Annotated in this window: 19 protein-coding genes; 12 read left to right on the forward strand and 7 right to left on the reverse strand. The window is 71.7% G+C overall.

What is annotated here, in order from left to right:
* Positions 1–352: 352 nt before the first annotated feature.
* Genes ACGFR9_RS15745 through ACGFR9_RS15765 form a run of 5 tightly spaced genes read left to right on the forward strand, consistent with a single transcriptional unit; the run spans position 353 to position 4,893 of the window.
* On the forward strand, positions 353–1,930 hold the full coding sequence (locus ACGFR9_RS15745) for an ATP-binding protein (protein WP_393207966.1): 1,578 nt from the start codon (positions 353–355) through the stop codon (positions 1,928–1,930).
* Complete coding sequence (locus ACGFR9_RS15750) at positions 1,927–2,334, forward strand: roadblock/LC7 domain-containing protein (protein WP_030225334.1); 408 nt, start codon at positions 1,927–1,929, stop codon at positions 2,332–2,334. Before ACGFR9_RS15745 ends, ACGFR9_RS15750 begins: the two co-directional genes overlap by 4 nt.
* Positions 2,331–2,741 carry a DUF742 domain-containing protein gene (locus ACGFR9_RS15755; RefSeq protein ID WP_393207969.1) on the forward strand — a complete coding sequence of 137 codons (411 nt, stop codon included), beginning with the start codon at positions 2,331–2,333 and terminating at the stop codon, positions 2,739–2,741. The genes ACGFR9_RS15750 and ACGFR9_RS15755 overlap by 4 nt, the downstream gene beginning before the upstream one ends.
* Positions 2,722–3,342 carry an ATP/GTP-binding protein gene (locus ACGFR9_RS15760; protein WP_393207972.1) on the forward strand — a complete coding sequence of 207 codons (621 nt, stop codon included), beginning with the start codon at positions 2,722–2,724 and terminating at the stop codon, positions 3,340–3,342. Before ACGFR9_RS15755 ends, ACGFR9_RS15760 begins: the two co-directional genes overlap by 20 nt.
* Before the next feature lie 54 nt (positions 3,343–3,396).
* Positions 3,397–4,893, forward strand: coding sequence for a cytochrome P450 (locus tag ACGFR9_RS15765; RefSeq protein ID WP_393207975.1), 1,497 nt, complete (start codon positions 3,397–3,399; stop codon positions 4,891–4,893).
* Here ACGFR9_RS15765 and ACGFR9_RS15770 read toward each other — a convergent pair.
* From ACGFR9_RS15770 to ACGFR9_RS15780, 3 genes are all read right to left on the reverse strand, one after another.
* Positions 4,887–5,840 (reverse strand): RluA family pseudouridine synthase, encoded by a 954-nt coding sequence (locus ACGFR9_RS15770; RefSeq protein ID WP_393207978.1) that lies wholly within the window; start codon positions 5,838–5,840, stop codon positions 4,887–4,889. The genes ACGFR9_RS15765 and ACGFR9_RS15770 overlap by 7 nt on opposite strands.
* A gap of 244 nt (positions 5,841–6,084) precedes the next feature.
* The gene (locus tag ACGFR9_RS15775; RefSeq protein ID WP_393207981.1) at positions 6,085–6,930 is read right to left on the reverse strand and encodes a siderophore-interacting protein; all 846 of its coding nucleotides are present in this window, start codon (positions 6,928–6,930) and stop codon (positions 6,085–6,087) included.
* A gap of 59 nt (positions 6,931–6,989) precedes the next feature.
* Positions 6,990–7,919, reverse strand: a complete 930-nt coding sequence (locus ACGFR9_RS15780) for a 5'-3' exonuclease H3TH domain-containing protein (RefSeq protein ID WP_393208545.1) — start codon at positions 7,917–7,919, stop codon at positions 6,990–6,992.
* Between the two features lie 236 nt (positions 7,920–8,155).
* On the opposite strand from ACGFR9_RS15780, the gene ACGFR9_RS15785 reads away from it, so the two are divergent.
* The 4 genes from ACGFR9_RS15785 to ACGFR9_RS15800 all read left to right on the forward strand — a co-directional run bounded on the left by ACGFR9_RS15785 (position 8,156) and on the right by ACGFR9_RS15800 (position 13,571).
* Entirely contained in the window at positions 8,156–9,247 is a 1,092-nt protein-coding gene (locus ACGFR9_RS15785) for a glycine betaine/L-proline ABC transporter ATP-binding protein (RefSeq protein WP_393207984.1), read from the forward strand.
* Positions 9,240–11,858 carry an ABC transporter permease/substrate binding protein gene (locus ACGFR9_RS15790; RefSeq protein WP_393207987.1) on the forward strand — a complete coding sequence of 873 codons (2,619 nt, stop codon included), beginning with the start codon at positions 9,240–9,242 and terminating at the stop codon, positions 11,856–11,858. Before ACGFR9_RS15785 ends, ACGFR9_RS15790 begins: the two co-directional genes overlap by 8 nt.
* A 418-nt stretch (positions 11,859–12,276) precedes the next feature.
* On the forward strand, positions 12,277–12,846 hold the full coding sequence (locus ACGFR9_RS15795) for a helix-turn-helix domain-containing protein (RefSeq protein ID WP_393207990.1): 570 nt from the start codon (positions 12,277–12,279) through the stop codon (positions 12,844–12,846).
* Positions 12,843–13,571 carry a helical backbone metal receptor gene (locus ACGFR9_RS15800; protein WP_393207993.1) on the forward strand — a complete coding sequence of 243 codons (729 nt, stop codon included), beginning with the start codon at positions 12,843–12,845 and terminating at the stop codon, positions 13,569–13,571. The genes ACGFR9_RS15795 and ACGFR9_RS15800 overlap by 4 nt, the downstream gene beginning before the upstream one ends.
* On the opposite strand, the gene ACGFR9_RS15805 is transcribed toward ACGFR9_RS15800, so the two are convergent.
* Positions 13,498–14,673 carry a TDT family transporter gene (locus ACGFR9_RS15805; RefSeq protein ID WP_393207995.1) on the reverse strand — a complete coding sequence of 392 codons (1,176 nt, stop codon included), beginning with the start codon at positions 14,671–14,673 and terminating at the stop codon, positions 13,498–13,500. The two genes, ACGFR9_RS15800 and ACGFR9_RS15805, sit on opposite strands and share 74 nt — an antisense overlap.
* A gap of 70 nt (positions 14,674–14,743) precedes the next feature.
* On the opposite strand from ACGFR9_RS15805, the gene ACGFR9_RS15810 reads away from it, so the two are divergent.
* Positions 14,744–15,685 (forward strand): LysR family transcriptional regulator, encoded by a 942-nt coding sequence (locus ACGFR9_RS15810; protein WP_393207998.1) that lies wholly within the window; start codon positions 14,744–14,746, stop codon positions 15,683–15,685.
* A gap of 129 nt (positions 15,686–15,814) precedes the next feature.
* On the opposite strand, the gene ACGFR9_RS15815 is transcribed toward ACGFR9_RS15810, so the two are convergent.
* From ACGFR9_RS15815 to ACGFR9_RS15825, 3 genes are all read right to left on the reverse strand, one after another.
* Entirely contained in the window at positions 15,815–16,507 is a 693-nt protein-coding gene (locus ACGFR9_RS15815) for a gamma-glutamyl-gamma-aminobutyrate hydrolase family protein (RefSeq protein WP_393208001.1), read from the reverse strand.
* A gap of 5 nt (positions 16,508–16,512) precedes the next feature.
* Positions 16,513–17,961: an ethanolamine permease gene (gene eat / locus ACGFR9_RS15820; RefSeq protein ID WP_393208004.1), complete on the reverse strand. Its 1,449-nt coding sequence runs from the start codon at positions 17,959–17,961 to the stop codon at positions 16,513–16,515.
* A gap of 138 nt (positions 17,962–18,099) precedes the next feature.
* Complete coding sequence (locus ACGFR9_RS15825; protein ID WP_393208007.1) at positions 18,100–18,834, reverse strand: FadR/GntR family transcriptional regulator; 735 nt, start codon at positions 18,832–18,834, stop codon at positions 18,100–18,102.
* A gap of 117 nt (positions 18,835–18,951) precedes the next feature.
* Here ACGFR9_RS15825 and ACGFR9_RS15830 point away from each other — a divergent pair, with 117 nt between their 5' ends.
* A complete protein-coding gene (locus ACGFR9_RS15830; protein WP_393208010.1) occupies positions 18,952–20,322 on the forward strand; it encodes a glutamine synthetase family protein in 1,371 nt (456 codons plus the stop codon).
* A gap of 8 nt (positions 20,323–20,330) precedes the next feature.
* Complete coding sequence (locus tag ACGFR9_RS15835; RefSeq protein WP_393208012.1) at positions 20,331–21,704, forward strand: aldehyde dehydrogenase family protein; 1,374 nt, start codon at positions 20,331–20,333, stop codon at positions 21,702–21,704.
* Positions 21,705–21,706: the final 2 nt, after the last annotated feature.

Consider the following 21,706-nt stretch of genomic DNA (forward strand, 5'->3'; position numbering starts at 1 on the left):
GCTTCCGCCGTTTCCGGAGCGTCAACGCCCCGTTCGGCGGGCAGGATCAGGGAGGCCCGCCGCCTCTCTCACTCATAACGGTGAGTGGTTTTCGTACGCCCGAACGCCGTGACGCACTGCGTTCGAACGGGCGCGCAGCGTGCAAACGACCCGAGCGTACTCCTGCCCCAGGGGCCGTTTCCGGCACTTGCCGAATATGACATGGCGATGATCCCGCCGGACTAAGCTCGCCCGCAGCGCACCGGGTTGAGATGAATTCGTGCGCTTGTTCCCCTATGTGCATGTTCCCCGACCATCAGTCGATTCGTTTCAGAGGGCTCACATGGCGAGTGTCCAACTTTCCCACGCACGCGTGTTGTTGCTGCCGGCCATAGTGATGGCCGCGGCGACCGGAGCCGCCGTCGCCCTGGTGACGGAGCCCGCCCGGATCGCCGTCGGCGTGTGCGGCGCCGTCGCGACCCTGCTGGTGACCGTCGCCGCGACCGAGGCGGTGCGCCGCGGCCGGGTACTGCGGGAGTCGCAGGCCGAGTACGACCGTCACCGTACGTATCTGGAATCCCGGATCGCCGCCCACGACACGGAGACGCAGTACTTCACCCAGCGGGTCACCCCCGCGGCCCTGGACTTCCTGCACAGCGGGAACGACCCCGACGAAGTCATCCGCGGCCTGCCACAGCTCGACCCCACCTGGCGCGATCTGCCCAAGTACCAGATCGACCTGCTGCGCACGATCCTCAAGATCATCGACGACGAGGAGAACCTGCGCGACTCCGCCCAGCGTTCCTTCGTCAGCATCGCCCGCCGCGTCCAGGCGATCGTCCACCAGCAGGCCAACGAACTCCGCGAGATGGAGGAGGACCACGGCCGCAACCCCGAGGTCTTCGACGACCTGCTGCGTATCGACCACGGCACCGCGCTGATCGGCCGTCTCGCCGACTCCATCTCCGTCCTCGGCGGCGGCCGCCCCGGACGCCAGTGGCCCATGCCCGTCGCGCTCTACAGCGTGCTGCGCGGCGCCATGTCCCGCATCCTCGAGTACCGCCGCATCGACCTGAAGTCGATCGCCAAGGTCAACATCAAGGGCATCTACGTCGAGCCGGTCATCCACGCCGCCGCCGAGATCCTCGACAACGGCACCCGCTACTCGCCGCCGACCAGCAAGGTGAGCGTCACCGCCACCGAGGTGCAGACCGGCGTCGCCATCGAGATCGAGGACGCCGGCGTCAGCCTCGACGAGCAGGCCCGCGCCCGTATCGAGGGCATCCTCGAGCAGGCCCAGAAGGGCACCGACCTCCAGGAGATCACGGAGAACCCGCGCCTCGGCCTCGCCGTCGTCGGCCGCCTCTGTACCGCGTTCGACATGAAGGTCTCGCTGCGCGCCTCCGCGTACGGCGGTGTCCGCGCCGTCCTCATCGTGCCCAGCGAGATGCTGACCGACGAGCCCGGCGTCGGCCTCGCCCACGGCATCGGCGCCACCGCCGTGCCCCGCCCGGTCGACGCCCTCCCGGGACCGGAGCGCACCCCCAAGAAGCGCCGTCCCACCAGCCCCCGCATCCCCGAGACGGTGTCCATGGAGGACGACGTCCCCGAGGTCACCGAGTGGACCGCGGGCGGCCTGCCGCAGCGCCGCAGCCGGGTGAAGACCCCGATCCACCAGCGCTACGCCGAGCAGGCGGCCGCCGAACGGGCCGAGCGGGAGGCCAGGGAACGGGGCGAGGAGTACCACGACATCTGGGCCAGGCCCGAGCCCGAGAAGAAGCAGGACGACCGCGAACCCGGCCTGTGGGTCGACGCCTTCTGGGAGGGCATGCGCAAGGGCCTCGACCCGGACGTCCCCACCACCGACTTCACCCGGAACCCGACCGCCTACCTGCATCTCATCAACGAACCGGCCCGCACCGAGGCCGATGACGAGGGGGACCTCAAGTGATCCAGCAGCGAGCCAACTTCGACTGGATGCTCAAGGAGCTCGCCGACGGCGTACCCGGCGTCGAGATGATCGTGGTGCTCTCCGCCGACGGCCTGCGCATCGCCCGCTACGGCGGCGAGCCCGACGCCGCCGACCGGGTCGCCGCCGCCTGCGCGGGCGTACAGAGCCTCGCCGGGGCCGTCGCCCAGGAACTCCCTTACGGCAACGGCGAGATGAAGATGGTCCTCATCGAGATCAACGAGGGCTACTTCTATCTCATGGCGGCCGGCGCCAACGCCTATCTCGCGGTGCTCTCCGACATGACCTGTGAGCCGGGCCGCATGGGCGGCATGATGCGCGACCTCGTCGTCCGTATCGGCGCCCATCTGACCAGCCCGCCCCGACGGAACGGGCAGACCGTATGACTCCTCCGCAACGCCAGAGGCGCTTCCCCCGGGCCGCCCCCTCCCCGAAGCCGGCCGGACCGGCCGGGAAGAAGGAGGGCGGCGGCAACCCGGAGCGGCTGTACGTGGTCGCCGGACCGGACGGCGAACGGGCGGACCTGGACCTCGTCACGCTCATCGTGGCCGGTTCCCCGGACCCCCCGCCCTCCGCCACCCCCGAGCAGGCGGCGCTGCTCCGGCTCTGTGCCGCCCCCCTGTCCGTGGCCGAACTGTCGGCCTATCTCAGCCTGCCGTTCGGCGTGGTGACCGTGCTGCTCACCGACATGCTGGCGGCGGAACTGGTCCAGGCGCGCTTCCCGATCGTCCGCGAGGCGCTTCCGGACCGTTCCCTTCTCGAAGCGGTGATGCATGGACTTCAAAGGCTCTGAGACCGTCCCGGGCCCCCGCGCCGAGGACCGGCTGCCGCAGACGGCACAGGCCGCGGTGAAGATCGTGATCGTGGGCGGGTTCGGGGTCGGCAAGACGACCATGGTCGGCTCGGTCAGCGAGATCAAACCGCTGACCACCGAGGAGACCATGACCCAGGCCGGCGTCGGGGTCGACGACAACTTCGGCTCCGCGACCAAGACGGCCACCACCGTCGCCATGGACTTCGGCCGGATCAAGATCACGGACCAGCTGGTGCTGTACCTGTTCGGCACCCCCGGCCAGGAACGCTTCTGGTTCCTGTGGAACGGGCTGTTCGAGGGCGCGCTCGGCGCCGTCGTCCTGGTCGACACCCGCCGCCTCGAGGTCAGCTTCGATGTCATGGGGCGGCTCGAGGAACGCGGAGTGCCGTTCGTCGTCGCCGTCAACTCCTTCCCTGACGCCCCCCGTTACCCCATCGCCGACCTGCGGTCCGCCCTCGATCTGTCCGAGCGGGTCCCCATCATGGAGTGCGATGTGCGGCGCCGCGCCTCCAGCCGTGACGTCCTGCTGACCCTGATGCGGTTCCTGCACTCGCTCGCCATGACGGGTTCGCTCACCTGACCCCGGGATCCGCCCCCTCCCCAGCCCCCCGTTCTTCCCTCCGGAGCGACCACTGTGACGACTGAATCGAACCCCCTGACGGGAGACTCCCCGGCCGGCGCGGACTCCTCCCGCCCCGCCCCGCCCCCCGGCTGCCCCGCGCACGGCCAGGGCCCCGGAGGGCTGAGCCGGCTCCATGAGTCGGCGGACCTGAAGAAGCTGTACGAGGAACTGCGGGCCGAGCACGGCCCGGTGGCACCCGTGCTGATCCACGACGACGTACCGCTGTGGGTGGTCCTGGGCCACGCCGAGAGCCAGCAACTGCTGCGCACCCCCGCGCACTTCTGCAAGGACAGCCGCATCTGGTCCGCGCTCGGCGACGGTCTGGTCAAGCCGGACCACCCGCTGATGCCGCACATCGCCTGGCAGCCGATGTGCGCCCACGCCGAGGGAGACGAACACCGGAGGCTGCGCGGCGCCATCGACGTCGCCGTGGCGGCCACCGACTTCCGGGGCCTGCGCCGGCACGTCAACCGCAGTGTGCAGCGCGTCGTCAACCGGTTCTGCGAGACGGGCGAGGCCGAACTGGTCGGCCAGTACGCCGAGCATCTGCCGATGGCCGTGATGTGCCATGTCCTCGGCATGCCCGACGAGTACAACGACCGGATCGTCGAGGCCGCCCGCGACATGCTCCGGGGCACCGAGACCGCGATCGCCAGCAACGCCTACATCATGGACGCCCTGCAGCGCCTCACCGCCCGCAGCCGGGCCGAACCGCTGGACGACTTCACCGGCCACCTCACCAGGCACCCGGCCGGGCTGACCGACGAGGAGATCGCGCAGCACCTCCGGGTGGTCCTCATCGCCGCCTACGAGGCCACGGCCAACCTTCTCGCCAATGTGCTGCGCCAGGTGCTGATCGATCCGCGCTTCCGTTCCCAGCTCAACGGCGGCCAGATGACCGTGCCCCAGGCGGTGGAGCAACTGCTGTGGGACGAACCGCCGTTCAGTACCATCTTCGCCTACTACGCCAAGCAGGAGACGGAGCTCGGCGGGCAGCGCATCCGCAAGGGCGACGGACTGCTCTTCGCACCGGCACCCGCCAACGTGGATCCCCGGGTACGGCCCGACCCGACCGCCGACATGATGGGCAACCGCTCGCACCTCGCCTTCGGCGGAGGCACGCACGAGTGTCCCGGGCAGGACATCGGCCGTGTCATCGCGGAAGTCGGCGTCGACGCCCTGCTGATGCGGTTGCCCGACGTCGAACTGAGCGTGCCGGAGTCGGAGTTGCGCTTCACCGAGTCCATCGCGTCCCGGCATCTCGTGGAGCTGCCCGTCAACTTCATCCCCCGGCCGCAGCAGGATGTCCTGCAGCGGCCGAGCCACGAGAACGACGCACCGCCGAGGCAGGACTGGCACATCGGGGTGAGCCGGCCGGTCGCGCCCCCCGCGCCGCGCGTGGAGGCGCCCGTGCCGACGCCGATGCCGGTGCCCCCGCCCCCGCCGGCGACGCGGCCTGAGCCGCGGGGCGCCTGGCAGCGGTTGCTGCGCTGGTGGCGCGGCTACTGACCGGCCGCCGCCCAGTCGTCGTACGACGTCCAGGCCGCGAGCACCCGACCGCTGACGAAGCGGTGCTCCACCCCTGTCACCGGGTCGGTGAACTCCAGTCTCCGTGCCAGCAGTTGCAGCGGGCGCCGGAAGTCACCGGCCGGGACGGGCGGGGTGACCTCGGGATACAGCGGGTCACCGAGGATCGGCAGGCCGAGCGCGTTCATGTGCACCCGCAGCTGGTGGGTCTGGCCGGTGCCGGGTACGAGCCGGTACCGGGCCAGACCGTCCGCGCGGTGGTCGGCGATGTCGACCAGGGTCTCGGCGTTGGGCTCGCCCTCGACCTCCTCGGCGGTGAGCACCCCGCGCTCCTTCACGATCCGGCTGCGTACGGTGCGGGGGAGCGCGATCGCCGGGTCGTACGGGGCGACGGCCTCGTACTCCTTGCGCACCAGGCGGTCGCGGAACAGGGTCTGGTAGGCGCCGCGCTCGTCCGGCCGGACGATGAACAGCACCAGGCCGGCGGTGAGCCGGTCGAGGCGGTGTGCGGCGCCGAGTTCCGGGATGCCCAGCTCGCGGCGGAGGCGGGTGAGGGCGGTCTGGGTGATGTGGCTGCCGCGGGGGGTGGTGGCGAGGAAGTGGGGTTTGTCGACGACGAGGATGTGGTCGTCGCGGTGGACGATCTCCAGGGCGAAGGGGACCGGCGCCTCTTCGTGGAGGTCGCGGTGGAACCACAGGTGGAGGCCGGGTTCGTACGGGGTGTCCGGGGCCAGCGGATGTCCGTCGACGCCTACGATCCGGCCCTCGGCGAACATGCGGTCCACGGTGCTCGGGGTGGTGGGCAGCCGCTGCACCAGGTGCTCCCTGACGGTGGCCCCCCGTCCACCGGCGGGGAGCCGGACCCGTACCGGGTCCACCCCGTCGCGCTGCGGCAGCGGAGGGGGCGGGGCGGGGCGTCTGCGTCTCACAACGGGCAAGGGTACGGGGGCGTACGGGGCCCGGCGTCGGTGCGGGCCGGGGGCGGGTTGCGCGGCCCGGCGTCGGCGGGGTGCCGTCGCGCCCACCTGCGCGGGTGGGGTTGGGCGGGTGTCCGGTGCGGGGGCGGGGCGGGGGGTGTTCGCGCGGCCCGGCGCTTGCGGGGTGCCGTCGCGCCCACCCGTGCCGCCCTGCGGCACGATTGCCCGCGGAGTGCGGCACCGGGTCCGACAGTGGTCAGGCGGACGGGGGCGTGGGTTCCTGTTCTGCTTCGATCCGGGCGTTCCAGTCGCGCTTCGAGGCCTGCCAGCCGTCCTCGTTGTGGCCCAGGCGCCAGTAGCCCGAGATGGACAGGTCCTCGCGGGGGACGGCGCGTTCGACTCGGAGCAGTTGGCGCAGGGCCTTGACGGAGTGGGCCTCGCCATGGACGAAGGCGTGCACCCGGCCCTCCGGGAAGTCGAGGCCCCGGACGGCTTCCACCAGGGCCTCGCCGACCGGGCGGCCACCGCGGTGCAGCCAGCGGACCTCCACGTCCGAGTCGATCTTCTGCTCCTCCTCCGGACCGGAGATCTCCACGAACGCGAACGCCCTCGCACCGTCCGGCAGCGCCTCCAGCGAACGCGCGATCGCCGGCAGAGCACTCTCGTCACCCGCCAGCAGATGCCAGTCCGCGGCCGGGTCAGGGGCGTACGCCCCGCCGGGGCCGAGGAAACGGACGAGCTCACCCGGCCGGACGTTCGCCGCCCACGGCCCGGCCAGCCCCTCGTCGCCGTGGACCACGAAGTCCAGCGTCATCTCACGGTGCACCGCGTCCCACTGCCGCACCGTGTACGTCCGGGTCACCGGCCACTGCTCGCGAGGGAACTCCTCCCGGACGCGCTGGAGATCGAACGGCTCCGGATACGTCGCGCCCCCCGCCGGGAACAGCAGCTTGACGTAATGATCGGTGCAGGTGTCCGCCGAGAAGTCGGAGAGCCCCTCACCACCGAGCACGACACGCTGCATATGCGGGGTCAGCCGCTCGGTGCGGACGACCTCGGCGGTGTGCGGCGCGCGCGGGGCGCGTCCCGGTCGCTCTGCCATGAGGAGCCTCCCAGCTACCACAGTTAGGGTTACCTAAGTTAGCACCTCGGGTCTGTGGCTCACACCGACAGCGTGGTCAGCAGCCGCTGCAGCGAGCCGCCCAGCCCCCAGCGGGCCGCCAGCGCCTGAACCGCGGCCGGGTCGCGCGGCCCGTGCGGCAACGCCGTGTCGACGTCCGGGAGCGGGACGTCGTCCGCGACCCGGACGACCTTGGGGGCGACCGCGAGATACGGCCGCGCCTCGTCCAGACGCCTGCGCTGCGACGGCGTGAGCCTGGCCTGCCGGTCGTCCACGGCCGCGAGGATCCCGGCCAGGTCACCGAACTCGGCCAGCAGCTTGGCCGCGGTCTTCTCCCCGATGCCCGGTACGCCCGGCAGGCCGTCACTCGGATCACCGCGCAGCAGCGCGAGGTCCGCGTACCCCTTGCCGTCCACCCCATACTTCTCGCGCAGCAGGGCCTCGTCGGTGATCTGGAGCGTGCCGACGCCCTTGAGCGGGTACAGGACGCGCACCGCGCGCTCGTCGTCCACCAGCTGGTACAGGTCGCGGTCGCCGGTGACGATGTCGACCGGGCCGGTCGCGTGACCGGTGAACGTGCCGATCACGTCGTCGGCCTCGTACTCGGCGACTCCGACCCGGGCGATGCCGATCGCGTCGAGCACGCTCTCGATGACCGGGACCTGGGGGGACAGGGTGTCGGGGACCTCCTCCTCGTCCGGGCCGGACGGGCGCTCCTCGGCGACGCGGTGCGCCTTGTAGGAGGGGATCAGCTCCACCCGCCAGTGCGGGCGCCAGTCGGCGTCCATGCAGGCGACGAGGTGGTCCGGGCGATGGTCCTTGACCAGGCGGTCGATGAACTCGAGGAGTCCGCGGACGGCGTTCACCGGGGTGCCGCCGGGGGCCTTGACGGAGTCGGGGACGCCGAAGTAGGCGCGGAAGTAGAGGGAGGCGGTGTCTAGGAGCATGAGTCGTCCGGTCACGTTGCGCATCATGCCGCACCGGGCTGACAACGCGAGCGTGCACGACCGCCCGCCCAAGCGGCAGATGCAACGTGTTGCGCACAGCGCGACTCGTGTGAGGCGGAGCACGAACCAGTTTGCGTCAAGGGAAACCGGGGAGGCGCGGCCACGGAGCGATGCCGGTTACGGATTCAACTGTTTTGGGCCGCGTGCAGCTGCCCGTCCGGCATCGCTTCAGCCATTTGCCGTCGAGACAAGAGGTACGCGTGTCATCCAGGCTTGAGGCCGAGCACCTGTTCAAGGTGTTCGGCAGACGACCGGACCAGGCGGTCGAACGACTGCGCCAGAAGAAAGCCGACCGGGAGGAACTGCGCGCCGACGGCACCACCGCCGCCGTGATCGACGCCTCGTTCACCGTGGAGCCGGGCGAGATCTTCGTCGTCATGGGCCTGTCGGGCTCCGGCAAGTCCACCCTGCTGCGCATGCTGAACGGACTGCTGGAGCCGACCGCCGGACACGTGCGCTTCGACGGCGAGGACCTGACCGCGCTGCCCGACCGGGAACTGCGCAAGGTGCGTTCCAAGAAGATCAGCATGGTCTTCCAGCACTTCGCGCTGTTCCCGCACCGCAGTGTCCGTGACAACGCTGCCTACGGTCTTGAAGTGCAGGGCGTGCCCCGCGCCGAGCGCGAACGCCGCGCCGACGAGGCGCTCGCCCTGTGCGGCCTGGCCGGCTGGGAGAAGTCGTGGCCCGACGAGTTGTCCGGCGGTATGCAGCAGCGGGTCGGTCTCGCCCGCGCGCTCGCCACCGACGCCGACCTGCTGCTGATGGACGAGTCCTTCAGCGCGCTCGACCCGCTGATCCGCCGTGACATGCAGGACCAGCTGATCGAACTGCAGAAGAAGCTGAAGAAGACGATCGTCTTCATCACCCACGACCTCAACGAGGCAATGCGTCTGGGGGACCGGATCGCGATGATGCGGGACGGCCGTATCGTGCAGGTCGGCACCGCGCAGGACATCCTGATCCGGCCCGCCAACGACTACGTCGCCTCCTTCACCCAGGACGTCGACCGCTCGCGCGTCCTCACGGCCGGTTCCGTGATGGAGCGCGAGGTGCGCGGTGACGAGGCCGACTGCGGCTGTGAGACCGCGACGTCCGACACGCCGTTCACCGACCTGTGCGCGATCAGCGCGCGTGTGCCGCACCCCGTGGCCGTGCTCGACAAGGAGGGCGTGCTGGTCGGTGTCGTGCCCCGGCAGCGCCTCATCGGATTCCTCGGCGACGAGGAGGCCGATCCCGGGGTGTGCGACACCCCGCGCGACAAGGGCGGCGAGAAGGTGATGGCCCGTGCCTAGGATTCCGCTCGGCAACTGGGTCAACAGCGCCGTCGACTGGCTGCTCGCCAACGTCAGCTGGCTGTTCGACTTCTTCAAGGCCGTCTTCACGGGTGCCTACGACGGTGTCAACGCCGTACTCCAGGCCCCCGCGCCGCTGATCCTCTGCGGCATCTTCGCGGTCATCGCGTTCTGGCTGCGCGGCACCTTCGCCGGTGTCCTCACCTTCGTCGGATTCGCCTTCCTCGACTCCATGGAGTTGTGGGAGGACTCGATGGTGACGCTGGCCCTGGTCATCGTCGCCACGGTGATCGCGCTGATCATATCGGTGCCGGTGGGCATCTGGGCGGCCCGCTCGGACCGGGTCAGCGCCGTGGTCCGGCCGATCCTGGACTTCATGCAGACGCTGCCCGCGATGATCTACCTCATCCCGGCGATCCTGTTCTTCGGGACCGGATCCGCCCCGGGCATCGTCGCCACGCTGATCTTCGCGCTCGCTCCGGGCGTGCGCATGACCGAGCTGGGCATCCGCCAGGTCGACAAGGAACTGGTCGAGGCGGCCGAGGCGTTCGGCACCACCCCGCGCAACACCCTGCTGCGCGTCCAGCTGCCGCTGGCGCTGCCCACGGTGATGGCGGGCGTCAACCAGGTGATCATGCTCGGTCTGTCCATGGCCGCGATCGCCGGCATGGTCGGCACCGGCGGACTCGGTGGCGCGGTCATCGAGGCCATCGGCCAGCTGAACATCGGTCTCGGCGCCGAGTCCGGTATCGCCATCGTCATCCTGGCGATCTACCTGGACCGGATGACCAGCGCCCTGGGCACCCAGGTCTCCCCGCTCGGCCGGCGTGCCGCCGCCAAGGCGCGCGCCACGCAGGGGCTGAAGATCTGGTCGTACCGGCCCCGTCCGCAGGTCGCCGTGGTCGGTGTCGTCGTCCTCGCGCTGGTCGCGGGCGGCATGGGGATCTTCGGCGGCGGCTCCGGCGGCTCCGCCCCCGCCGCGGACGGCAAGAACGTCGGCAACGGCAAGAAGATCACCATCGGCTACATCCCCTGGGACGAGGGCGTCGCCTCCACCTTCCTGTGGAAGGAGATCCTGGAGCAGCGCGGTTTCGAGGTCGACGCCAAGCAGTTCGAGGCCGGCCCGCTGTACACCGCCCTCGCACAGGGCAACATCGACTTCCAGACGGACTCCTGGCTGCCCACCACCCACGAGGCGTACTGGAAGAAGTACGGCAAGCAGCTCGACGACCTCGGCTCCTGGTACGACGAGACGTCGCTGGAGCTGACCGTCCCGTCGTACATGAAGGACGTCAACTCCCTCGAGGACCTCAAGGGCAAGGCGTCCGCCTTCGGCGGGGAGATCACCGGCATCGAGTCCAGCGCCGGCATGATGGGCCTGCTGAAGAGCAAGGTCCTCAAGGAGTACGGCCTGGACAAGGAGTACAAGGTCGTCGACAGCTCCACGCCGGCGATGCTGGCCGAGCTGAAGCGGGCCTACAGCAAGCAGGAACCGGTCGTCGTCACCCTCTGGTCCCCGCACTGGGCGTACAGCGACTACGACCTGAAGAAGCTCGAGGACCCCAAGGGCACCTGGGGCAAGGGCGACGGCGTGCACACGCTGTCCCGCAAGGGCTTCGCCGGCGAGAACCCCGCCGTGGGCCAGTGGCTGAAGGACTTCTCGATGACCGAGAAGCAGCTCACCAGCCTGGAAGCCGAGATCAACAAGGCCGGCAAGGGCAAGCAGCGGGCCGCCGTCCGCGCCTGGCTGAAGGACAACCCGGGTGTCGTCGACAAGCTGGCGCCGGTCGAGTCCGGCTCGGGCGGTACGCCCGCCGAGGCGAAGCGGGCGCTGGACGTGGCCTGGTTCCCGTGGGAGGAGGACGTCGCCGTCACCTACCTGTGGAAGAACGTCCTCGAGCGGCGCGGCTACAAGATGAACCTGAAGCAGATGGACGTGGGCCCGGTCTACACCGGCCTCGCCTCCGGGGACCTCGACCTCAACTTCGACGCCTGGCTGCCGTACGCGCAGAAGAACTACTGGGACAAGAGCAAGGACCAGCTCACCGACCTGGGCACCTGGTACGAGCCCACGTCGCTGGAGATCGCCGTCCCGTCGTACGTCAAGGACGTGAAGTCCCTGGCGGACCTCAAGGGCAAGGCGGACCTGTTCGACGGGCGGATCATCGGCATCGAGCCGGGCACCGGTGAGATGAACCTGCTCAAGACGAAGGTCATGCCGGGATACGGCCTGGAGGACGAGTACGAGGTCGTCGACGGCTCCACGCCGGCGATGCTGGCCGAGCTCAAGCGCGCCCTCGCCAAGAAGGAGCCCGTCGCGGTCACCCTGTGGTCCCCGCACTGGGCGTACAGCGACTACGAGCTGACCAAGCTGAAGGACCCGAAGAAGGCCTTCGGTGAGGGCAACACGATCCGCACCATCTCCAGCAAGAAGTTCCCCGAGCAGTATCCGCAGCTCACCGAGTGGATCAGGAACTTCAAGATGAGCGAGGACGAGCTCGGCAGCCTGGAGGCCGAGATCAAGGACCGCGGCCAGGGCCACGAGGAGGAGGCCGTCGCGGCCTGGCTGAAGGAGCACCCGGGCATGGCGGAGCGGATGACCCCGCAGTAACCGCCGTACCGGCCGCGCCCGCAGGGGCGGGCCCGGACCCGCACCTGACGGCGCGGCCCGGGCCCGCCCCTTCGGTCTCTCCCGGGTCTGTGAGCCCCTCCCGACCTGAACCGAAACACGGAAAGAATCCGGACAACCACGCAGCGCGAAGCCCTCCCGGGACCTACCCCGTGACCTTCCGGCCGCGGGGGTGAACAATGGCGGGAACACCCCTTATCGCATGCGGGGGAAACCGAGGGGCCCCCGCGGCGGCTGGCGCGAACTGGCGGGTCGGCGCCGGTCGCGCACGACGGCGACGTGACAGGCGCCTGAAACGGTTTGCCGAACATGCGTAGGGTGCAGACAACCCGACAGAAGGAGTGCGCCCGCACAGCGGCGCACGGGGTGCGGGACGATCGGTGAGGAGGGAGCCGGAGCGATGGGCGACCACAAGGAACAGCCCTTGCGGGTGGGCGCGGCCGTCCGGCGGCGACGCCGTGCGCTGGACCTCACGCTCGCCGTCGTGGCCGAGCGCAGCGGCCTGTCGGTCCCGTTCCTGAGCCAGATCGAGAACGAGCGGGCGCGACCCAGCCAGACCTCGCTGGAGAAGGTCGCCGACGCCCTGCGCACCACCGCCGTGGAACTCCTCGCCGCCGCAGACCCGGCGTGCAGCGTGGACGTCGTCCGCGTCGACGGCGCCGAGCCGTTGACCGAACCGCGGGTGCGGTCCCTGGTACGCGGTCACCATCAGATGTACGCCTCCGAGTTCACCGGCGACCATGACGCGGGCCGTGAACTCCAGTTCCGCAACGACCAGTTGATGTATGTGGCGGACGGCGCCGTGGAGATCGAGGCGGAGGGCAGGGCGTACCGCCTCGGCCGCGGCGACACCCTGTACCTCACCGGCGGCGTACGGCACCGCTGGCGGGCCACGGTGCCGGAGACCCGGCTGCTGGTCGTCGCCGTCGCCGAACACATCGAGGCGGTACGGGACAAGCCGCGCCGATGAGCCCCGCCAGGATCGTCTCCCTCGTCCCGTCGCTCACCGAGGCCGTGGCGCTCTCCGCCCCCGGCGCCCTGGCCGGCGCCACCGACTGGTGCACCCACCCGGCCGGGCTGGACGTCGTACGCGTCGGCGGCACCAAGAACCCGAAGGTCGAACGGATCGTCGCCCTCGCCCCCGATCTGGTGATCGCCAACGAGGAGGAGAACCGCGAGCCGGACCTGGAAGCCCTGCGCGCGGCGGGAATCGACGTGCTGGTGACCGAGGTACGGACCCTGCCGGCCGCGTTCCGTGAACTGGACCGGGTGCTCACCGCGTGCGGGATCACCGCCCGCCCCCGTTGGCTGGACGAGGCCGAGGCCGCCTGGGCGGCGCTGCCCGAGCCCGGGGAACGCCGGACGGCGGTCGTGCCGGTCTGGCGGCGGCCCTGGATGGTGCTGGGCCGCGACACCTTCGCGGGCGACCTGCTCACCCGCCTCGGCGTCGACCACCTGTACGCGGGCCATCCGGAGCGCTATCCCCGTGTCCCGGCCGACGTGCTGCGCGCGGCGGAACCGGACCTCGTCGTGCTCCCCGACGAGCCCTACCGCTTCACCGCCGACGACGGCCCGGAGGCCTTCCCCGGACTGCCCTGCGCACTCGTCGACGGCCGGCACCTCACCTGGTACGGGCCGTCGCTGGCCGAGGCCCCGGCAGCGCTGGCACGGGCCCTGCGAGGAGCGCGCCGCTGACCAGCCCGCGCGCGGTGCACCGGGCCGCGACGGCCCAGGCCACCAGCAGCAGGGCGTACAGGACGAGCGTCAGCGCGTCGTAGGCGGCCAGCCCGGTGTGCGCGGCGAGGGCTCCCGCGCCGGTGACACAGGTCCCGACCGGGAACGTGAACGACCACCACGTCATCGCGAACCGCATACCCCGCCGCCACGCCCGTACGACCAGGGCGGCGGCAAGGCCCAGCCACAGCAGCGCGAACCCCATGACCGGCACCCCGTACAGGACCGCGAGCACCCGGAAACCCTCGGCGTACGGCACCGCCACGACCCCCGGGGCGACATCCGCGAACGCGCCGACGGCGGTCGTGGACTGGCCGAGCGGCCCGAGCACAAGGAACAGCGCCGGGGTGAGTGCGAGGGGCGGTGGACCGCCGGTGAGCAGCCGGCCGAAGACCAGCGGCAGCGTGATCAGGGTGGCCAGCAGGCTCAGCCCGAACATCGCGACGCAGGCGAGCAGCAGGGTCGCGCGGGCCTGGCCCTCCGGGAGGTACGGCACCAGGCGGGGACCGAGCGCGGCGGACACCATGGGCGCGACCAGCGGCAGCAGCCAGACGGGCGACGCGTCGTCCGCCGTCACCCGGTGGCGTACGGCCATGAGGTACGGGACGGCCACGGCCGCCGCCAGTCCGACGGCCGTACCGGCGGTGAAGAGCACGGCGTCGAGGACGACCGCCGCGCGCAGCCCGATCCAGTCCCGGCCGACGGCCAGGGTGCCGCCGCCGACGGCCAGCAGGGCCATGGAGAGACAGCCGTAGAAGGGGGCCATGGCCGGGTCGAGGAGGTGGGCGCGGGCGCGGTCGCGGTGGTGGGCCCAGTGCAGGGTGCGGGCGGTGAGGAGGGCGGTGAGCAGGATCAGGGACAGGGCCCAGACCGTGGTGAGCGCCGGGCGCAGGCCGGGTGCGTGCGCGGGGAGAACGGGGAGCGTGGCTCCCGCTCCGGCGACGATGGCGGTGCCCATGACGCAGGCGTACCAGTTGGGTCCGAGGTGACGGACGGCCGTGGCGCGCGGGGGCCGTGCGGTGGCACGGGGGAGGGGCGGCAGGTGCCGGGTTGCGGTGACCATGGTCCTACGGTCGGACGGGTGGGGCGCCGTGACCAGGGAGCACTCCTCTATGGCGGCATAAGCTGGGCTTATGAGCAAGACGGACGACCACGATCATCCGGGGCAGCGCACGGTGAGTCCGGGGTCCTTGGCGCACCGGGTGCCGGACCTCGGCGCGCTGGAACTGCTGCTGGCCGTGGCCCGGTTGGGGAGTCTGGGCGGGGCGGCGCGGGAACTGGGCATCACCCAGCCGGCCGCCAGCAGCCGTATCCGGTCGATGGAACGGCAGCTGGGGGTGGCGCTCGTCGACCGGTCGCCGCGCGGGTCGCGGCTCACGGACGCGGGGGCGCTCGTCACCGACTGGGCGCGGCGGATCGTGGAGGCGGCGGAGGCGTTCGACGTGGGCGCGCAGGCGCTGCGGGACCGCAGGGACTCGCGGCTGCGGGTCGCCGCGAGCATGACGATCGCCGAGTATCTGCTGCCCGGGTGGCTGCTCGCGCTGCGCGCGGAGCGGCCGGACACGGCGGTGTCGCTGCTCGCGGGGAACTCGGCGGCGGTGGCGGAGCGGTTGCTGTCCGGGGAGGCGGACGTGGGGTTCGTGGAGGGGCTCACGGTGTCGACGGGGCTGGACTCAGCGGTGATCGGGCACGACCGGCTGATCGTGGTGACGGCGCCTTCGCATGCGTGGGCGCGGCGGCGGCGGGCGCTGGCGGCGGAGGAGCTGGCGGCGACGCCGCTGATTCTCCGGGAGGAGGGGTCGGGGACCCGGCAGGTGCTGGACGCCGCGCTCGGAGGGCTGGCTCGGCCGCTCATCGAGCTGTCCTCGACCACTGCGGTGAAGGCCGCGGCGGTGGGTGGGGCGGGGCCGGCGGTGCTGAGTGAACTCGCGGTGGGGGAGGAGCTGGCGTTGCGGCGGTTGGTGCCGATTCCGGTGGACGGGGTGGCGTTGGCCCGGGACTTGCGGGCGGTGTGGCCCACGGGCCATCGGCCCACGGGTCCGGCGCGGGACCTGTTGTCGCTGACGCGGGGGTGAGGTCGGCCGGCGGCGGGGGGTGTTCGCGCGGCCCGGCGCTTGCGGGGTGCCGTCGCGCCCACCCGTGCCGCCCTGCGGCACGACTGCCCGCGGGAGCCGGGAGCGGGGGGTGTTCGCGCGGTCCGGGGTCTACGGGTGGGCGCGGATCGCGCCGACCAGGGACTGCATGACGCGTAGGTCGTTGGACATCTCTGGGTGCCACTGGATGCCCAGGGTCCAGGTGGGCGGGGGGAGTTCGATGGCTTCCACGGTGCCGTCCTCCGCGTGGGCCGAGGGGGACAGGCCCTTGCCGAGGCGGTCCACCGACTGGTGGTGGTGGGTGGGAACCGAGATCTGGGCAGGGGCCGCCGCGGCGTAGAGGGTGCCCGGGACCGGTTTGATCGAGTGGTGGGTGAAGGTGCCCGGGGCGGTCGCGTGACCGTCGATGTGCTGGGTCAGGGTGCCGCCCAACGCGACGTTCAGGAGCTGCATGCCCCGGCAGATGCCGAGCAGCGGGACGCCCTGGGCCAGGGCCGCCTTGATCAGGGCCAGTTCCCAGGCGTCCCTCGCCCGGTCCGGCGGGCCCGTGCGGGGGTCCGGCTCGGCGCCGTAGTGGACCGGCTCCACGTCAGGACCGCCCGCGATGACCAGGCCGTCCAGGCGGGCCACGGTCGCCGCCGCGTGCTCCGGGCCGTCCGGCGGGAGCATCGCGGCCAGCGCTCCCGCCCGCTGCACCAGCTTCGGATAGCCGGACGGCAGCAGCGCGGCGTCGAGCCGCCACGCCCCCCAGCTCACCTCGGGCTCCGCGTACGTACTGATGCCGATGAGTGGCCTCGCCGTCATGCCGTTCACCCTTCCCGTGACAACTCCGCCTCGGCCGCCGCCAGCGCCGCGAACTCCTCCTCCGGCGCCCTCGCCACCAGATGCTTGCGGCTGTACAGCCCGAAGTAGGCGACCGCCACGCCGTACACGGCCAGCGCGATGAACGCCGCCGTCACATCCACCAGGAACGTCGCCACCAGCGCCGCACAGGCCAGCACCAGCGCGACGGAGGAGGTCAGCACCCCGCCCGGGGTCCGGTACGGCCGGGGCAGTTCCGGTTCCCGGCGGCGCAGCACGATGTGCGAGAGGGACATCAGCGCGTACGAGATCGTCGCGCCGAAGACGGCGATGTTCAGCATGCGGGCGCCGTTGCCCGTCCCCGCGGCCAGCGCGAAGCCGATCGCGCCCGGCACCAGGAGACCGAGATACGGCGCCCTGCGACTGCTGGTGAGGGACAGGAACCTCGGCAGATAGCCCGCCCGTGACAGCGCGAACAGCTGGCGCGAACCGGCGTAGATCAGCGAGAAGAACGAGGCGACGAGCCCGGCGAGGCCCGCGTAGTTGACGATCCGGCTCAGCGTCGTCGCCTCGCCGTCCGGCTGCAGCGCCTCCACCAACGGGTTGCCCGCGTCCTGGACCGCCGCCGAGCCCCGCGCCCCGGCCGCCGCGACGAAGGTCACCACGGCCAGCACCACCAGGATGCCCATGGACCAGCGGATCGCCCTCGGCAGCGTACGGGCCGGTTCCCTCGTCTCCTCGGCGGCCAGCGGTACGCCCTCCACGCCCAGGAAGAACCACATGCCGAACGGGAACGCCGCCCAGATGCCCAACAGCCCCATCGGCAGCCAGGAGTTCGCCCCGAACGCCGAGGAGTCCACCGGGATGTCGTCGAGCGAGGACGCGTCGAACTCGGGCAGCGCGCCCAGCGCGAACACCACCAGCGCCGCCACCGCGATGCCCGTGACGACGAAGCTGAAGCGCAGCGCCTCCCCGACGCCCCACAGATGGATGCCGATGAAGACGACGAAGCAGACGAGGTACACCGGCCAGCCGGACTCCAGGCCGAACAGGCCGAGGGACTCGACGTAGTCGCCGATGAAGATGGAGATCGCGGCCGGGGCGAGGACGTACTCGATGAGGATCGCGGTCCCGGTGAGGAAGCCGCCCCACGGCCCGAGCGCCCGGCGGGCGAAGCCGTAGCCGCCGCCGGCCGTGGGCAGGACCGACGACAGCTCGGCCAGCGCGAACACCATGCAGGTGTACATGGCGCCCATCAGCACCATGGCGATGGCCAGGCCGCCGAAGCCGCCCTCGGCCAGGCCGAAGTTCCAGCCCGAGTAGTCGCCGGACACGACGTAGGCGACACCGAGGCCGGTCAGCAGCAGCCAGCCGGCGCTGCCACGGCGCAGTCTGCGGCGTTCGAGGTAGTCGTCCGCCTCACCGGCGGGTTCGGGGGACGCGGATGGAAGGCTCACGGGGCGACTCCGCAGGGGGCGGTGGCGAGCAACGGTTAATGGAGCGGATCCAGACCTTTGTCGGCCCATACCTTCGTGGGGGGAACGGCGTCAGCGCAAGACCCGTGCGTCAAGCCGCGGTGAACCAGCCGGACCGCGTCACGCCAGGAACCCCCGCAGCAGCGCCGCCGTCCCCGCACAGTGCTCGCGCGCCATCTCCCGCGCCCCGTCCGCGTCCCCCTCCAGCACCGCCTCCACGAGCGCCGTGTGCTGCCGCTGCGAGTGCTCCAGGTTGCGCACCAGCAGCGGGATGCAGTCCAGCAGGTCGTTCACCGACGCCCGTACCGCCGCGTACCGCGCCGTCAGCGTCGGCGAACCGCACAGCTCCGCCAGCGTGAGGTGGAACAGCGTGTCCAGGCGGCGGTACTCCGCCAGCGGCGCGTCCCGCGTGCCGGACAGCGCCTCGCGCAGCCGCGCCGCCTCCTCGTGGGGCAGCCCGTGCGCCGCGCACAGTCCCGCCGCGCCCACCTCCAGCACCTCCCGGAAGCGCAGCACGTCCTCGATGTCGACCCCGGCGATCCGCCGCCGCAGCTCCTCCCCGCCGGTGTCCGTCGGGCGGGGCAGCACGAACGTTCCGCCGTACCTGCCGCGCCGCGACTCCACCAGCCCCTGGTCCTGGAGCACCTTCAGCACCTCGCGCAGCGTCACCCGGCTGATCCCCAGCCGCTCCGCCAGCTCCCGCTCGGCCGGCAGCCGCTCCCCGCCCGCCACCAGACCCAGCCGCACCACCTGGAGGATCTGCTCCAGCGCCTCCTCGAAGCCGTTGCCCGCGCGGACCTGCCGCAGCACCGGCGCCAGCCGGTCCCCGACCCCGCCGCCCGCATCCTCCGGCATCCCGCCGCGCCCCCTTCCCAAGCAATGGTTCCCGGCAATACCTTATGGCTCCCGGCCCGACCGCAGAAGCCCGCACCCTCCCCACAGCAACTCGCAGCGGCCCGAGGAGGCCCTCCCGTGGCAGACCGCACACCCCCGCTCTCCGTCGAGGAACTGCGCGCCCTCGTCGCCGGCGGCGAGATCGACACCGTCGTCCTGGCCTTCCCCGACATGCAGGGACGCCTCCAGGGCAAGCGGTTCGCCGCCCGCTTCTTCCTCGACGAGGTCCTCCGCCACGGCTCCGAGGGCTGCAACTACCTGCTCGCCGTCGACGCCGACATGAACACCGTCGACGGCTACGCCATGTCCTCCTGGGAGACCGGCTACGGCGACTTCGCCATGTACCCCGACCTCGACACCCTGCGCCGGGTGCCGTGGAACGAGGGCACCGCCCTGGTCGTCGCCGACCTCGCCTGGGCCGACGGCTCCCCGGTCGTCGCCGCCCCCCGGCAGATACTGCGCCGCCAGCTGGACCGTCTCGCCGCCCTCGGCTACACCGCCCAGGTCGGCACCGAGCTGGAGTTCATCGTCTTCAAGGACACCTACGAGCAGGCCTGGGACGCCGGCTACCGCGGGCTCACCCCCGCGAACCAGTACAACGTCGACTACTCGGTGCTCGGCACCGGCCGCGTCGAGCCCCTGCTGCGCCGCATCCGCAACGAGATGGCCGGGGCCGGACTCACCGTCGAGTCCGCCAAGGGAGAGTGCAACCCCGGCCAGCACGAGATCGCCTTCCGCTACGACGAGGCCCTGGTCACCTGCGACCAGCACGCCGTCTACAAGACCGGCGCCAAGGAGATCGCCGCCCAGGAGGGCGTCTCGCTCACCTTCATGGCGAAGTACAACGAGCGCGAGGGCAACTCCTGCCACATCCACCTCTCCCTCGCCGGCCTCGACGGCGGGACCGCGATGCCGGACTCCGCCGCGGTACCGGATGCCATGTCCGAGGTCATGCGGCACTTCCTCGCCGGGCAGCTCGTCGCGCTCCGCGAGTTCTCGCTGCTCTACGCCCCGCACATCAACTCGTACAAGCGGTTCCAGCCCGGCTCCTTCGCCCCCACCGCCGTCGCCTGGGGCCACGACAACCGCACCTGCGCGCTGCGCGTGGTCGGCCACGGCCGCTCCCTGCGCTTCGAGAACCGGCTGCCCGGCGGCGACGTCAACCCGCACCTCGCCGTGGCCGGCATGGTCGCGGCCGGGCTGTACGGCATCGAGCAGGAGCTCGAACTGCCCGAGCCCTGCGCGGGCAACGCCTACACGGCCGACTTCGCGCACGTCCCCACCACCCTGCGCGAGGCCGCCGAGCTGTGGGAGACCAGCCCGATCGCCAAGGCGGCCTTCGGCGACGAGGTCGTCGCGCACTACCGCAACATGGCGCGCGTCGAGATCGACGCCTTCGACGCCGCGGTCACCGACTGGGAGCTGCGCCGCTCCTTCGAACGCATGTGAGGCCCTCCGTGTCCGACCAGCCCTCCGAGCTCCAGGTACGCAACCCCGCGACCGAGGAGCTGATCGCCACCGTCCCGGCCACCACCCCCGCCGACGTCGACACCGCCGTCGTACGCGCCGCACACGCGCAGACCGCCTGGGCCGCCCTCGCCCCCGCCGACCGGGCCCGGCTGCTGCGCGGGTTCGCCGCCACCGTCGACGAGCACCTCGAGGAACTGGCCCGCCTGGAGGTCCGCGAGGCCGGCCACACCCTCGGCAACGCCCGCTGGGAGGCCGGCAACGTCCGCGACCTGCTCGACTACGCGGCCGGGGGAGTGGAACGCCTCACCGGCCGGCAGATCCCGGTCCCCGGCGGCGTGAACGTCACCTTCCTCGAACCGCTCGGCGTCGTCGGCGTCATCGCCCCCTGGAACTTCCCGATGCCCATCGCGGCCTGGGGCGCCGCACCCGCCCTCGCCGCCGGCAACGCGGTGCTCCTCAAACCCGCCGAGACCACCCCCCTCACCGCCCTGCGCCTCGCCGGACTCGCCCTGGAGGCGGGGCTGCCCGAGTACCTGTTCCAAGTGCTCCCCGGACACGGCCCGGTCGCCGGGAACGCCCTCGTCGAACACCCCGGCGTCGCCAAGATCGTGTTCACCGGGTCCACGGCCGTCGGCAGACAGGTGTGGGCCAAGGGCGCCGCCCACCTGAAGCGCGTCACCCTCGAACTCGGCGGCAAGAGCCCCAACATCGTCTTCGCCGACGCCGACCTGGAGGCCGCCGCCGCGGCCGCCCCCATGTCCTTCCTCGACAACGCCGGCCAGGACTGCTGCGCCCGCACCCGCATCCTCGTCCAGCGCTCCGCGCACGACCGGTTCCTGGAACTGCTCGCCCCCGCGATCGAGGCCGTCCGGGTCGGCGACCCGGCGGACGAGAGCGTGGACATGGGTCCGCTGATCTCCGCCGCCCAGCTCGCCCGCGTCCGCTCCTACGCCACCGACGGCCTCGACGGCATCCGCGGAAAGGCCCCCGAGGGCGCCGGGTACTGGTTCCCGCCCACCGTCCTCACCGGCGTCGACCCGCAGGCGCGGGTGGCCGTCGAGGAGGTCTTCGGCCCTGTCGCCGTCGTCCTCCCCTTCGACGACGAGGCCGACGCCGTACGCCTGGCCAACGCCACCGACTACGGCCTCTCCGGCTCTGTCTGGACCCGCGACGTCGGCCGCGCCCTGCGTGTCTCGCAGGCCGTCCGCGCGGGCAACCTGTCCGTCAACTCCCACTCCAGCGTGCGCTACTGGACCCCCTTCGGCGGGTTCAAGCAGTCCGGGGTCGGGCGCGAGCTCGGCCCGGACGCGCTGACCGCCTTCACCGAAACCAAGAACGTCTTCATCAGCACGGAGGCCTGACC

This window comes from Streptomyces sp. NPDC048584, from assembly GCF_043199595.1.
Taxonomy (GTDB): Bacteria; Actinomycetota; Actinomycetes; order Streptomycetales; family Streptomycetaceae; genus Streptomyces; species Streptomyces edwardsiae.